At 61.9% G+C, this 12,818-nt stretch carries 12 protein-coding genes and 1 pseudogene; 8 read left to right on the top strand and 5 right to left on the bottom strand.

Annotated elements, in window-relative coordinates:
* Nucleotides 1–300: 300 nt before the first annotated feature.
* Nucleotides 301–1,761, top strand: coding sequence for an NADP-dependent succinate-semialdehyde dehydrogenase (gabD, locus tag AC57B6_RS05905; RefSeq protein WP_496420827.1), 1,461 nt, complete (start codon nt 301–303; stop codon nt 1,759–1,761).
* Nucleotides 1,762–1,938: 177 nt separating this feature from the next.
* A pseudogene (locus AC57B6_RS05900) lies at nt 1,939–2,217 on the top strand (LysR family transcriptional regulator); the annotation flags it as partial.
* Between the two features lie 196 nt (nt 2,218–2,413).
* Here the strand turns inward: AC57B6_RS05900 and AC57B6_RS05895 are convergent.
* A complete protein-coding gene (locus AC57B6_RS05895) occupies nt 2,414–2,728 on the bottom strand; it encodes a DUF4148 domain-containing protein (protein ID WP_106352388.1) in 315 nt (104 codons plus the stop codon).
* Nucleotides 2,729–2,876: 148 nt separating this feature from the next.
* Nucleotides 2,877–3,893, bottom strand: a complete 1,017-nt coding sequence (locus AC57B6_RS05890; protein ID WP_106352387.1) for a GlxA family transcriptional regulator — start codon at nt 3,891–3,893, stop codon at nt 2,877–2,879.
* A 446-nt stretch (nt 3,894–4,339) separates the two neighbouring features.
* Between AC57B6_RS05890 and AC57B6_RS05885 the strand changes: the two genes are divergently transcribed.
* The 5 genes from AC57B6_RS05885 to AC57B6_RS05865 all read left to right on the top strand — a co-directional run bounded on the left by AC57B6_RS05885 (nt 4,340) and on the right by AC57B6_RS05865 (nt 8,929).
* A complete protein-coding gene (locus AC57B6_RS05885; RefSeq protein ID WP_496420826.1) occupies nt 4,340–5,293 on the top strand; it encodes a choline ABC transporter substrate-binding protein in 954 nt (317 codons plus the stop codon).
* A gap of 98 nt (nt 5,294–5,391) precedes the next feature.
* Nucleotides 5,392–6,321, top strand: a complete 930-nt coding sequence (cdhC, locus tag AC57B6_RS05880) for a 3-dehydrocarnitine:acetyl-CoA trimethylamine transferase CdhC (RefSeq protein WP_144193680.1) — start codon at nt 5,392–5,394, stop codon at nt 6,319–6,321.
* Between the two features lie 77 nt (nt 6,322–6,398).
* Nucleotides 6,399–7,364 (top strand): L-carnitine dehydrogenase, encoded by a 966-nt coding sequence (locus AC57B6_RS05875; protein ID WP_144193679.1) that lies wholly within the window; start codon nt 6,399–6,401, stop codon nt 7,362–7,364.
* Between the two features lie 94 nt (nt 7,365–7,458).
* On the top strand, nt 7,459–7,977 hold the full coding sequence (locus tag AC57B6_RS05870; protein WP_144193678.1) for a thioesterase family protein: 519 nt from the start codon (nt 7,459–7,461) through the stop codon (nt 7,975–7,977).
* Entirely contained in the window at nt 7,970–8,929 is a 960-nt protein-coding gene (locus AC57B6_RS05865; RefSeq protein WP_496420825.1) for an alpha/beta hydrolase, read from the top strand. The genes AC57B6_RS05870 and AC57B6_RS05865 overlap by 8 nt, the downstream gene beginning before the upstream one ends.
* Before the next feature lie 78 nt (nt 8,930–9,007).
* Here AC57B6_RS05865 and AC57B6_RS05860 read toward each other — a convergent pair whose 3' ends face one another.
* Together AC57B6_RS05860 and AC57B6_RS05855 are read right to left on the bottom strand one after the other, a co-directional pair.
* Nucleotides 9,008–9,850 (bottom strand): alpha/beta hydrolase, encoded by an 843-nt coding sequence (locus tag AC57B6_RS05860; protein ID WP_028198236.1) that lies wholly within the window; start codon nt 9,848–9,850, stop codon nt 9,008–9,010.
* A gap of 219 nt (nt 9,851–10,069) precedes the next feature.
* Nucleotides 10,070–10,846, bottom strand: a complete 777-nt coding sequence (locus tag AC57B6_RS05855; RefSeq protein WP_496420824.1) for an NAD(P)H-dependent oxidoreductase — start codon at nt 10,844–10,846, stop codon at nt 10,070–10,072.
* A 70-nt stretch (nt 10,847–10,916) separates the two neighbouring features.
* Here AC57B6_RS05855 and AC57B6_RS05850 point away from each other — a divergent pair, with 70 nt between their 5' ends.
* Nucleotides 10,917–11,831: a LysR family transcriptional regulator gene (locus AC57B6_RS05850; RefSeq protein ID WP_496420823.1), complete on the top strand. Its 915-nt coding sequence runs from the start codon at nt 10,917–10,919 to the stop codon at nt 11,829–11,831.
* Nucleotides 11,832–11,920: 89 nt separating this feature from the next.
* Here the strand turns inward: AC57B6_RS05850 and AC57B6_RS05845 are convergent, their stop codons facing one another.
* Nucleotides 11,921–12,802 (bottom strand): aldo/keto reductase family oxidoreductase, encoded by an 882-nt coding sequence (locus AC57B6_RS05845; RefSeq protein WP_496420822.1) that lies wholly within the window; start codon nt 12,800–12,802, stop codon nt 11,921–11,923.
* Nucleotides 12,803–12,818 lie beyond the last annotated feature (16 nt).

Below are 12,818 nucleotides of genomic sequence, written 5' to 3'. Positions count from 1 at the left end.
CGGGCGGCATTCGACTGGTCCTCAGCCATGAACCAGTTCGCGATTCTGTTTGGAGAGCGTTTTACCAACGCACGCGGGTAACTCCGCTAACCGCCTCGCACACAAAAATGCGGACAGGTTCAGTAGGTGCCCCCCCGCACAGGGGGAACGCTAATAGACCAATAACAAAGCAAGGAAAGGCCAAAAGACCAACAACAGAACAGACCACGAACAAAGCAAGACTCCACCAAACAAAACCAGACAACAAACCCGCCGGGCAGGCCCAAACCTTAAACCCCAAAACCCTGGAGCAAAACCCAAATGCCAACGCTGACCCTCCAAGACCCCACTCTTCTAAAAACCCAAGCCTACATAGCAGGCGAATGGCAACCCGCCGACGACGGCGCCACCTTCGAAGTAAAAAACCCAGCCACCGGCGAAACAATCGCCACCGTGCCCCGCATGGGCACCACCGAAACCCGCCGCGCAATCGACACGGCCAACGCAGCATGGCCGGCATGGCGCGCCACCACCGCCAAACACCGCGCCACGATCCTGCGTAAATGGCATAACCTGATGCTGGAAAACGCCGACGATCTGGCAAAAATCCTCACCACCGAACAAGGCAAACCGCTAGCGGAAGCCAAAGGCGAAATCCTCTACGCCGCCTCGTTCCTCGAATGGTTCGCGGAAGAAGGCAAACGCGTCAACGGCGATACCATCCCCACGCCGGCAGGCGACAAGCGCATCGTCGTAACGAAAGAACCGATCGGTGTCTGCGCGGCCATCACGCCGTGGAATTTCCCGGCAGCCATGATCACCCGTAAAGTCGGCCCCGCACTCGCCGCCGGTTGCCCAATCATCGTCAAACCGGCCGAAGCCACACCTCTATCAGCACTCGCCCTCGCCGTGCTCGCCGAACGCGCCGGTGTGCCGCGCGGCGTGTTCAACGTCGTCACCGGCGAGCCGAAAGCAATCGGCGCGGAAATGACCGGCAACCCGATCGTGCGCAAACTGTCCTTCACCGGTTCGACACCAGTGGGCCGCCTGCTGATGGCGCAGTGCGCGCCGACAGTCAAGAAAGTGTCGCTCGAACTCGGCGGCAACGCACCGTTCATCGTCTTCGAAGACGCGGATCTGGACGCGGCCGTCGCGGGCGCCATCGCGTCGAAGTATCGCAATAGCGGTCAAACTTGCGTCTGCACGAACCGCTTCTATGTACACGATAAAGTCTATGACGCGTTCGCCGAAAAACTGCGCGTTGCCGTCGAGCAACTCAAGGTCGGCCGCGGCACCGAAGATGGCGTCACGCAAGGTCCGCTGATCAACGAAGCCGCCGTGCTCAAGGTCGAGTCGCATATCGAAGACGCACTCGCCAAAGGCGCACGCATCGTCACCGGCGGCAAACGGCATGCGCTCGGCCATGGCTTCTTCGAGCCGACCGTACTTGCGGACGTCACGCCGGCCATGAAGGTCGCGCGCGATGAAACCTTCGGGCCGCTCGCGCCGCTGTTCCGCTTCTCGTCGGACGAAGAAGTGATCCGCCTCGCCAACGATACGGAATTCGGCCTCGCATCGTACTTCTATAGCCGCGACATCGGCCGCGTCTGGCGCGTCGCGGAAGCACTCGAATACGGCATGGTCGGCATCAACACCGGGTTGATTTCCAACGAAGTCGCACCGTTCGGCGGCGTCAAGCAATCCGGCCTCGGCCGCGAAGGATCGCACTACGGTATCGACGACTACGTCGTAATCAAGTACATGTGCGTCGGCGGAATCTAACGCAAGAACGGCAAAAACGGCCGCGTCGGAATCTCCGACGTGGCCGTTTTATCTTGAGCGTGATAGCAATGCCTTTCTCAGAACGAATGGCGAATGCCGGCCATCACACCGAGTTGCCCAATGCCTGGCGCGGGCGTCGTCCCTCCACCGCCCTGGCTCACCGTATAGGCAGCGTGCGATAAGGTCGGTGCGCCACTGTTCGAACGGCACTCGAAGGGCATGCAGCTTACGGCGATCGGCAGCGCGCTGCTGCCGCACGCCACCCTGCTGCAACGCGAAGCCGATCACGCGCGCGAGGAAATCGACGCGATGCGCAGTCTCGCGAAAGGAACGACTCGCGTCGGCGCGGTGGCAAGCATTGCGACGCTCGTGCTGCCGCTCGCGGTGAGCGGCGTCCTCGCGCGCTGGCCGAATCTGCGTGTGGAGATTATGGAAGGGGTGTGGGACCGTCTCTCGAATTGCTGGAGCAACTCAGGCAGTTGACTGCCGTTCAGGGCTAAGCGCCCGCGCGAGGTCAAGGAGCCCATTGCTTCGCTCAGCGCTCAATTGCAAAGCGGCCCCGCTTTCACATTGAAGTGAAGGCGGGGCCGCTGTCCAACGACATCAATCAGCTATCAGACGGGTGCGAGGCTATCGCTCACACGACCGCTGTTTAGTGTCCGAAGTTTGCAACCGGAACCGAGTACGAGCTCGGGGTCACTTCAGTGCGGCTGCCTGCTTGCGACGAGCCATTCGTGGCCGAACCGTAACCGCTGCCGTTTTGTGCGGCGACGCGCGCTTCGGCTGCCTGAATGTTTGCCGGATAGTCGTCGACGTTCGCGGTGGCCGGGTTGTAACCGGCCTTTTCCAGTTGAATCAACTCAGCGCGGACCTGAGCGCGGGTGACCGGCTGGTTCGATTGCGCAAAAGCCGCGAGCGGCGCAGTGATAAGAGCAGCGATAACAGCAGCTTCGATCAGGGATTTCATGACGACTACCTCCAGAGATTGTTTTTTGCCGCGCCGCAAACGCTTTTGTTTGCAGCCAGTGGACACAGTCTAGGAGTCGGCCGACCTAGGGTAAACCCCTAATAAGCGAATTCACTGTTGCTAAAAGCGACACAATTATCACGAAAGGTCATTGAAAGCCCGACAATAAAGCCGAAGCCGGCGCTGTCTCGCCCGACGGCAGCCCCGCTCCGCCGTTTCTGCCGCCTGTCACCTGCCGGTCGTTTCTCGGGCTGACGCCGAATCGCGCCCGATACGTTCGGGAAAAATGCGAAGGCGACTCGAACCCGCATGCGACACAAATCGACGTGATCGACATGTCGGTCTGTTGCAGCAACTCGCGCGCACGGGTGAGGCGCAGTTGCAGATAGAAGTGCGTCGGCGTGTCTTTCAGCGACGCGCAGAACAGCCGCTCCAGTTGCCGCCGCGTCACGCTGATCTCGTCCGCGAGCTGGTCGGGCGTCAGCGGCTCCTCCATATGCTGTTCCATTGCCCCAATCACCTGAATCAGCTTGCGGTTGTGCACGCCGTAACGCGCTGCGATTTCCATACGCTGATGGTCCGAACGCTGCCGGATCCGGCTCACGACAAACTGCTCCGAGACCGCGGAAGCCAACGCTGCGCCATGCTTGCGGCCGATCAGGTCGAGCATCATGTCGATCGACGCCGTGCCGCCCGCGCAGGTGATGCGCCGCGCGCCGATTTCGAACAGCTCCTGGCTTGCGTTCAACGAGGCATAGCGCTCGCGAAAGGCCGACAGCGCCTCCCAATGCACTGTCACGCTATCCGCACCGCTGAGGAGCCCGGCTTCCGCGAGAACGAAGCTGCCCGTATCGATGCCGCCGAGCGTCGCGCCGCCGCGCTCGAGCCGCTTCAGACAATCGCCGAGCTCACGCGTATAGCAGGCGAGCGGCTCGAATCCCGCGACCACGAATACCGTCTGCGCCGCGTCGACGTTCGCGATTGCCGCATCCGCATTGATCGAAATGCCGTTGCTGGCCGCGACCGGCGCGCCATCGAGACTCAGAATGCGCCAGCGGTAGAGATCGCCGCGAAAGCGGTTCGCCACGCGCAACGGCTCGACCGCCGACATGAAGCCGATCGCCGAGAAGCCAGGCAGCAGCAGGAACGACATATCTTCGGGCATCGTGCACAGACTCGATCAGGAACTTACGGGGGCACTTAGTGGCACTTAGTGGCACTTAGGGGCGCTCAGAGGTGCATGAGGGACACAAACCTCGGGCGCCACGCGGGGATTCCGGGCGAGCGTAGCAAGCAGCGCGCGATGCGGCAAGGCGCACCAAAATTCACCGGCCCCGTCGATGCTGCACCGCAATGACGACCGATGCTGGTTTTCCCTCGTTGTCGCATGGGAGCAAGAACGGGTCGCAGACGGTCGCTTTGGCGGGAATATGGGGCATTAACGTTACGTCACTCGTGCAGTGCGGACGATGCACAGGTCCAGCTCAGTGCATGACTCAATATCAGATCGCGCAATGCCGCACCATGCGGCGCAAGTCCGGAGGCCGCCCTGCTTTGCTCGGCGCGGCTGTTTCGAAACACGCTGTTTAACGTGTCAGAAGAGGGAACGTCATGAAGTTACGCGTCAAAGCCTTGCTTGCCTGTCTGGTCTGTCTGGCGGCCGTCACCGCCGCGTCGCCGGTCCTCGCACAGGATCCCGCCACCTGCCGCGCGGTGCATTTTGCCGACATCGGCTGGACCGACATCACGTCGACCACCGCGCTCGCGTCGACCGTATTCGAGGGGCTGGGCTATCAGCCCGTGACGACCGTCGCGTCGGTACCGATTTCGTTCGCCGGCCTGAAGAGCAAACAGCTCGACGTGTCGCTCGGCTACTGGTGGCCCGTGCAGGAAAAGGCGATTGCCCCCTTCGTCGAGTCGAAATCGATCCAGGTGCTGCAACCGCCTAACCTGACCGGCGCTAAAGCGACCTTCGCCGTGCCGAGCTACGAATACGACGCGGGTCTGAAAACTTTCGCCGACATCGCGAAACACCGCGACCAGCTCGACGGCAAGATCTATGGCATCGAACCCGGCAGCAGCGCGAACGCGGCGATTCAGAAAATGATCGCCAGCAATCAGTTCGGCCTCGGCGGTTTCAAGCTGATCGAATCGAGTGAAGCGGGCATGCTGGTGTCGGTGGATCGCGCGATTCGCGAGAAGAAATGGGTCGTGTTCCTCGGCTGGGAACCGCATCCCATGAATATCACAATCGACATGAAATACCTCACCGGGAGTGATGGCGTATTTGGTCCGAACGACGGCGAGGCACGTGTCTATACGCTGACCTCCCCCGATTATCTGACGCGCTGTCCGAACGCGGGCAAGCTCGTGAGCAACCTGCGTTTTTCGACGCAACTTGAAAACGTGGTGATGCAATCGGTGATGAACAAGGAGAAGCCCGCCGATGCCGCCAAAGCGTATCTGAAGAAGAACCCGCAGGTGCTCGATGCATGGCTCGCCGGCGTGAAGACCTACGACGGTAAGGACGGCTTGCCGGCGGTGAAAGCCTATCTCGGACTTTGATGGGGCCGCCTAGGTGGGGCCGCCCAGGTGTGCGCGCCCGCTCGGCCGCCGCCTCAATCCATCGAGTTGCACATCTCAATCCACAGGAACCAGCACGCATGAACCATGAAGTCATCGTGACCTGCGCGGTCACCGGCGCGGGCGATACGGTCGGCAAGCATCCGGCCATTCCCGTTACACCGAAGCAGATCGCCGAAGCCGCTATCGAAGCCGCAAAGGCCGGCGCAACCGTTGCACACTGCCACGTGCGCGATCCGAAAACCGGCCGCGGCAGCCGCGACCCGCAGCTATATCGCGAGGTTGTCGACCGGATCCGCTCGTCGGGCACCGACGTGATCATCAACCTGACGGCGGGCATGGGCGGCGATCTCGAGATCGGTCCCGGCGAAGATCCGATGCGCTTCGGCGCCGGTACGGACCTCGTCGGCGGTTTGACGCGGCTCGCGCACGTCGAGGAACTGCTGCCGGAAATCTGCACGCTCGATTGCGGCACGCTCAATTTCGGCGATGGCGACTACATCTATGTGTCGACACCCGCGCAATTGCGCGCCGGCGCGCAGCGTATCCAGGAACTTGGCGTAAAGCCGGAACTGGAGATCTTCGATACCGGACATCTATGGTTCGCGAAGCAACTGCTCAAGGAAGGTTTGCTCGACGCGCCGCCGCTGTTTCAGATCTGCCTCGGCATTCCATGGGGCGCTCCCGCCGACACCACGACGATGAAAGCGATGGCCGACAGCCTGCCGGCTGGCGCGCAATGGGCCGGTTTCGGCATTGGCCGCATGCAGATGCCGATGGTCGCGCAGGCGATGCTGCTGGGCGGCCACGTGCGCGTCGGTCTCGAAGACAACATCTGGCTCGACAAAGGGGTCCACGCAACGAACGGCACGCTGGTGCAACGCGCGGTCGAGATCATCGAACGGCTCGGCGGCCGCGCGCTGACACCCGCCGAAGGCCGCCGCAAACTCGGCTTGCCCGCGCGCGGCGAGCGGCAACTGGAACGGCGTGCGGCGGGACAGTACGCATGAGCATGCCGCTTGTCCGTTGCGAACGGATAGCGTGCGCAGCGGTATCTGAGAACTCATAGGCAAAGGAAATATCAGCAATGGCAGTGATCGTCGATATCAAAACATTTGCGGCAATCGGCGCGGGCGTGATCGGCAGCGGCTGGGTGGCGCGCGCGCTTGCGCATGGGCTCGACGTCGTCGCCTGGGACCCCGCTCCCGGCGCGGAAAAACAGTTGCGCGAGAACATCGCGAACGCGTGGCCGGCGTTGGAGCGTGCCGGTCTCGCCGCGGGCGCGACGCCGGAAAGGTTGCGTTTCGTCGCGACGATCGAAGCCTGTGTCGAGCAGGCGGACTTCATTCAGGAGAGCGCGCCTGAACGCGAGGAATTGAAGCTCGCGCTGCACGAGCAGATCAGTCGCGCAGCAAAGCCGGACGCGATCATCGCTTCGTCTACTTCCGGCCTGCTGCCGAGCGATTTCTACGCACGCGCGGTGAATCCGCAGCGTTGCATCGTCGGCCATCCGTTCAACCCGGTGTATCTTCTGCCGCTCGTCGAAGTGGTGGGCGGAGAACTCACCGCGCCGGCAACCATCGACGCCGCGATGCGGATCTACAAGTCACTGTCGATGCGGCCGCTCCTCGTTCGCAAGGAAGTACCCGGCTTTATCGCCGACCGTCTGCTCGAAGCGTTGTGGCGCGAAGCGCTGCATCTGGTCAATGAAGGCGTGGCGACTACCGGTGAAATCGACGACGCGATCCGCTTTGGCGCAGGCATCCGCTGGTCGTTCATGGGCACGTTCCTGACTTACACGCTGGCGGGCGGCGACGCGGGCATGCGGCACTTCATGCAGCAGTTCGGACCGGCATTGGAGCTGCCGTGGACTAAACTGGTAGCGCCGCGCCTGACCGACGAACTGATCGATCGGGTGGTGGCCGGAACCTCCGAACAGGTTGGGCCGCGCTCGATCAAGCAGCTTGAACGCTACCGGGACGATTGCATTACGAGCGTGCTGGCAGCGATCGAGGAAGCCAAAGCCCGGCATGGCTTGCTTCCCTCGGAGTGACGCGGCCGGGTGCCGGCAAGCATACCGCTGTGCAGGCCGCTTGCGCTCCCGCAGCGGCCGATGCAACTCATATTGATGAAGGAGACGTTTGCCCATGCCGGATCACGCTCCACTGCCCTGCTATCGCGATACCGTGCGCGCCGAATGGGTCGATTACAACGGCCACTTGCGCGACGCGTTCTACATGCTGATTTTCAGCTTCGCGACTGACGCGTTGATCGACGTAATCGGGCTGCCCGATCCGGTGCGCAGGGAACGCGGCCGCTCGATCTATACGCTCGAAGCGCATATCAACTACCTGCATGAAATCAAGGAAGGCGCGCAGGTTCGCGTCGATATGCGCGTGCTTGGGCATGATGCCAAACGGCTGCACCTTTACCTCGAGATGTTTGCCGACGAGGGTATCGAGCCGGTGGCCGCCGGCGAACAGATGCTGTTGCACGTCGATACCATTGGTCCGCGCGCTGTTGCCTTCGACCCCGACGTCGAGGGCCGTGTTCGAGCAATGGCACAAGCGCATACCGCGTTGCCGGCGGCCAGGTTTGCGGGCCGCGTGATCGGTTTGCCGGTCAAGACGCCACGCAATGAAACTGAGGGCAGCAAGCATGCTTGAACCGGAGATCGCCGCGTTCATCGAACGAACCGCCGCCATCTATGCAGGGCATTCCACGTCCCTGCCGCCGAGTGAGCAGCGCGCGATTTACGAGCGCTATGCAGCAGCGCTCACGCCACCTTTGCCCGCCGACGTGATCGCCGAAGACGCCGTGTTCCAGGCGAGCGCCGGGCATCCGATCAGACTGCGGCGCTATCGGAATCGTGGAAAAGCGAGCGGGACGCCGACCGGCACCGTCCTGTACTTTCACGGCGGCGGCTTCGTGCTCGGCTCATTGGAAAGTCATCAGATCATAACCGCACGTATTGCCGCGGACACCGGGCTCGATGTGATTGCGGTCGATTATCGGCTAGCGCCCGAACACCGCGCACCAGCCGCCCACGACGATTGCCTTGAAGTTACGCTAGCCGCCTTGAACGACCGGCTGCCGTTTGATTCGCTAGCGGGAAGCACCCTGCAACTGGCGGGAGACAGTGCCGGCGCCAATCTTGCCGCCAGTGTCGCCATGCGGCTACGCGACGACGGGGTTCAGGGCGTAAGCGGACTTGCACTGGTTTATCCGATGCTCGGCACCGAGCCGCAGATGCCCGCGCGGGAAACCGAAGCGCACGCGCCCATGCTGACGCTGGCGGACGTGCATGCGTTTCGCGATCTATATTGGGGCGAACACGGGAGTGACCACGCGCCTTATCCCGCGTGGACGATACCGCTCGATGGAACGCGTTTCGACGCACTGCCGCCGACGCTTGCCGTCGGCGTCGAACACGATCCGTTGCGCGACGATGCGAGAGTATTTGTCGAACGCGTCAACGCGGCCGGTGGCGAGGGCCGGTTATGGATCGGAACGGGCCTCGTGCATGGCTGTTGGCGCGCGCTCGAGTCGAGCCCCGGCGTGAAGGCATTGCATCGCACGGTCTGCCAGTTTCTAGGCGAGCATTCCGCCCTCTCGTGATGCCGTTGGACGGGATCGGATGAAGCGGGTCTTGAGTACAGCCGTTGGCCTTCATTCGCGGGTTGCCCCGTTCACGCCTCACGCCTGCGCCGCCGCGCCACTACGCCTGAACGAACTGGCAAAGAACAGTACCTGGTATTGCACCGCATTCGACCAGTACTCCCATGTATGTCCGCCTGGCCGCTCCGCGTAGTCATGCGGCACGCCCAATTCAACCAGCCGTGCATGCAGCATCCGGTTCGACTGAACAAGCGAGTCATTCACGCCGCAATCGATCGTCAATGCAATATGCGCATTTGCCAGACTACGGGCGTTTTCGACGATCGCCTCGTTGTTCCAGAAGTCGGCATGACGCGCCGGATCGCCAAACACCTCGTCGATGCCTGGTTCATCCTCGCACCCGCGGGGATCGACTGCCCCGCTAATACTGCCCGCGGCGCCAAATTCGTCGGGCCGATGCAGCGCGATATGCAAGGCGCCGAACCCGCCCATGCTCAAGCCCGTAATCGCGCGCGCCTGGCGCGTCGCAATCGTGCGGAAATGCGTGTCGATATAAGCGACAACTTCAGTGCCTATATAGGTTTCGTAACGGCTGCGCGGATCGACGGGGCTATCGATATACCAGCTCTCGTGACCACCGTCCGGCATGACGAGGATCACGTGATAGCGGTCGGCGAGCTTGCCGATATGCGAATTCGCGGTCCAGTCGGTATAGTCGCCACCCGAGCCGTGCAGCAGATAGACGACCGGGAAACGATCGCCGGCTTTGCCATGCGTGTATTGGTCCGGCAGCACCACGGTCGCGTCGAACGACTTATGCATGGCCGCACTGGGAATGGCCACGACCCTGGACTGAAACGCCCAAACCGGGTTGGTGAACAGCAGCGTCAGAATGAGCCAGAACACACGAGTCATTTTCATGGTTTGTCGCTCTCCCCTTTCTATGTGTTCGACGAACACTGTCTGGCATCTGGCGGCAAAACGCTGACAACGACTCTAACAACGACGACTTACAACCAAATTTCAGCGAAGCATACGGTTCTGTCAGCCTCGCGCCACTCCCGGCGAGCAGGAGCGGCCCAAGCCGAAGCGCGATGCGGCGCGGCTCCCTGCAAAGCGAATACAGCGACGGCGACGCGTCTATTCAACGTGTGCTGAAAAACCCACCCGGCCCGGTGCAACGTCGGATCGCAACGTCAGCGCCGGAATGTCGTACGCCCCGCCGTTCTGCGGGCGAAATGCGATCGGCTTGGTGTTCCACAGGTCATCGAGCCGTTGTCCGAGCGCGTCGCAAATCTCCGCGAACCTCGCTGCATCGATCCGGCTGGTCCGATGAACGACGAACGGCGGCAACACGTCGAAACCGGGGTAATACAGCACCCCATGCTGAATCGGAAACAACACGTCGTCGATGGGTCCGTTGATCCCTCGCGGGCTGTAGTGAGACTCCCAGCCCCCGGTTGTCACCATCAGCATGGCCCGTTTGCCGGCCATGGACCCTTCCCCGTAACGGTCACCCCAGCGTGCGTCGGAGTGCTCCCCCACGCCGTACGCAAAACCATAGGCATAGACACGCTCCACCCAGCCTTTCAGGATCGCGGGCATCGAGAACCACCACAGCGGAAACTGCAGAATCACCGCATCCGCCCACTTCAGCTTGTCCTGCTCGAGTGCGATGTCCTGGCTTTGCCGCCCGTCGCTATAGGCGCGTTTCGAGTCGAGAGAAGGATCGAAACGTGCGCCGGGTTGCGTATCCAGGCTGTCGTTTGCATCGAGCGACGCTTTCCAGTTCATGGCGTACAGATCGGAGACATGAACGACGTGCCCGGCGCCCTCGAGACGTTTTACCGAAAAATCCTTGAGCGAGCCGTTCAGCGACCGGGGTTCCGGGTGTGCATAGACGAGAAGAACATTCATGACCTGAACTCCGTTAAGAGAAAACAGTACGATAGGTCTGTGTCCGGTATATTGGAAATGAATTGCCAATATGTCAGGTATTGCCATGAATAATCTCAGAAGACTGGACCTCAACCTGCTCGTCACGCTCGATGTTCTGCTATCGGAACATAACGTGACCCGTGCGGCGGAACGCCTGAACTTTTCTCAACCGTCGGTGAGCGTGCATCTTGCCAAGCTGCGGGATATCTTTGGCGACCCCTTGTTGCTGCCGGGACCTCGCGGCATGCGTCCCACCGCGCGAGCCGAGGAACTGCGTGAGCCTTTGCGCCAGGCGCTCGACGCACTAGAGCACGCGGTGGCGCCGGCCAGCCCGTTCAATCCGGCCGAAGCAAACCATACATGGCGCGTGGCCGCCACCGACTACGCCGAATCGACGATTCTGCTACCCATGCTCGCCGGTTTGCGCGCGGCGGCGCCTGGTACCCGGCTGGCGATCGTCGAGGCTGTCCCACCTCGCATCGCGAAGCAGGCGGAACAGGGCGATATCGATCTGGCCTTCCATACCAGCGAAGGCGCGCCACCCGGATTACGCCGGCGGGTGCTGTTCAAGGAGCGCTACGTACTGGTAGGCCGCGCGGATCACCCGCGTCTGAAGCGACGGCCAACGCTCGCGCAGTTCTGTAAACTGGAGCATGTGATTGTCTCTCCGGACGGCGGCGGGTTTAGCGGCGTTACGGATGACGCGCTAGCCGAGGTGGGTCTCGCGCGCAGGGTCGTGCTCTCGGTCCCGCACTTCCTGTTCATGAAGTCGGTTCTGGCGGACACCGACCTCGTGGCGATGCTGCCTGCGCGCCTGGTGCGCGGCAACAGTGCGCTCAAAATCGTCGAGGCGCCGGTTGAAGTGCCGGGTTACGAAATGGCGATGCTCTGGCATGAACGCTCTCATCGCGACCCGGCGCATCAATGGCTGCGGGACTGCATCGCGGAGTCAGTGGCAATGTGAAAAGCGCGTGGGAGTTATGCGGGTCAGTCGGCGCAGAACGGGTTGAGCCACGCTTGTACCACCGTTTGCGCCCGCTTTGCTATCCGGGTCTATTTTCCCTCATGCCTCGCGCCGATCGCGTCCAGTTCAGCGAGCGCATCGTCGGTCAGACTCAAGCGTGCCGCCTGCATGTTCTCGCGCAAATGTCCGAGCGACGAGGTGCCCGGAATCAGCAGAATGTTGGCTGCGCGGTGGAGAAGCCATGCAAGCGCCACCTGCATGGGCGTCGCACCGATCCGTTGCGCGAGCGCGGACAGCGCCGAGGACTGGATCGGCGTGAATCCGCCCAGCGGGAAGAACGGCACATAGGCAATCCCCTGCCGCGCCAGTTCATCGATCAGTGCGTCGTCTTCGCGGTGAACCAGGTTGTAGTGATTCTGCACGCAGACAATCTCCGCGAATCTCTGCGCCTCGGCCACCTGCGTTGCCGTCACGTTGCTCAAGCCAATATGGCGAACCAGCCCGCGCTGTTGCAGTTCGGCAAGCGCCGCGATCTGTTTTTCAATCGATCCTTCGGCGGGTGCATGCACGCTGCCCATGATTCGCATATTGACGACGTCGAGTGCGTCGACGCGAAGATTGCGCAGATTGTCTTGAACCCCGCGCTCGATATCTTCCGGTTCGCTCGCCGGCAACCACGCGCCATCGTCACCACGGACCGCACCCACCTTGGTGACGATCAGGAGGTCGTCCGGGTAGGGATGCAGCGCTTCGCGAATCAACTGGTTGGTGATGTGGGGGCCGTAGAAATCGCTTGTATCGATGTGATTGACGCCCGATGCCACCGCTTCCCGCAGCACCGCGATTGCCGCTTCACGATCTTTGGGCGGTCCGAATACGCCGGGGCCGGCCAGTTGCATGGCGCCATAGCCCATGCGTTGCACGAGATGGCCGGCCAGCGGAAAAGTGTCCGTGCGATTGAAGTTCGACATGGTGCGCTCCTTGATG

Source organism: Paraburkholderia sp. BGA-UO-ETr-F12 (assembly GCF_059567945.1).
The sequence above is the reverse complement of the archived record's forward strand: the minus strand, read 5'-3'. Positions and strand labels throughout refer to the sequence as shown.

Bases quoted from the DNA above. Each gene is read 5' to 3' on its own strand.
- gabD (WP_496420827.1), top strand. From the start codon at position 301: ATGCCAACGCTGACCCTCCAAGACCCCACTCTTCTAAAAACCCAAGCC.
- AC57B6_RS05895 (WP_106352388.1), bottom strand. From the start codon at position 2,728: ATGAAATCCCTGATCGAAGCTGCTGTTATCGCTGCTCTTATCACTGCG.
- AC57B6_RS05890 (WP_106352387.1), bottom strand. From the start codon at position 3,893: ATGCCCGAAGATATGTCGTTCCTGCTGCTGCCTGGCTTCTCGGCGATC.
- AC57B6_RS05885 (WP_496420826.1), top strand. From the start codon at position 4,340: ATGAAGTTACGCGTCAAAGCCTTGCTTGCCTGTCTGGTCTGTCTGGCG.
- cdhC (WP_144193680.1), top strand. From the start codon at position 5,392: ATGAACCATGAAGTCATCGTGACCTGCGCGGTCACCGGCGCGGGCGAT.
- AC57B6_RS05875 (WP_144193679.1), top strand. From the start codon at position 6,399: ATGGCAGTGATCGTCGATATCAAAACATTTGCGGCAATCGGCGCGGGC.
- AC57B6_RS05870 (WP_144193678.1), top strand. From the start codon at position 7,459: ATGCCGGATCACGCTCCACTGCCCTGCTATCGCGATACCGTGCGCGCC.
- AC57B6_RS05865 (WP_496420825.1), top strand. From the start codon at position 7,970: ATGCTTGAACCGGAGATCGCCGCGTTCATCGAACGAACCGCCGCCATC.
- AC57B6_RS05860 (WP_028198236.1), bottom strand. From the start codon at position 9,850: ATGAAAATGACTCGTGTGTTCTGGCTCATTCTGACGCTGCTGTTCACC.
- AC57B6_RS05855 (WP_496420824.1), bottom strand. From the start codon at position 10,846: ATGAATGTTCTTCTCGTCTATGCACACCCGGAACCCCGGTCGCTGAAC.
- AC57B6_RS05850 (WP_496420823.1), top strand. From the start codon at position 10,917: ATGTCAGGTATTGCCATGAATAATCTCAGAAGACTGGACCTCAACCTG.
- AC57B6_RS05845 (WP_496420822.1), bottom strand. From the start codon at position 12,802: ATGTCGAACTTCAATCGCACGGACACTTTTCCGCTGGCCGGCCATCTC.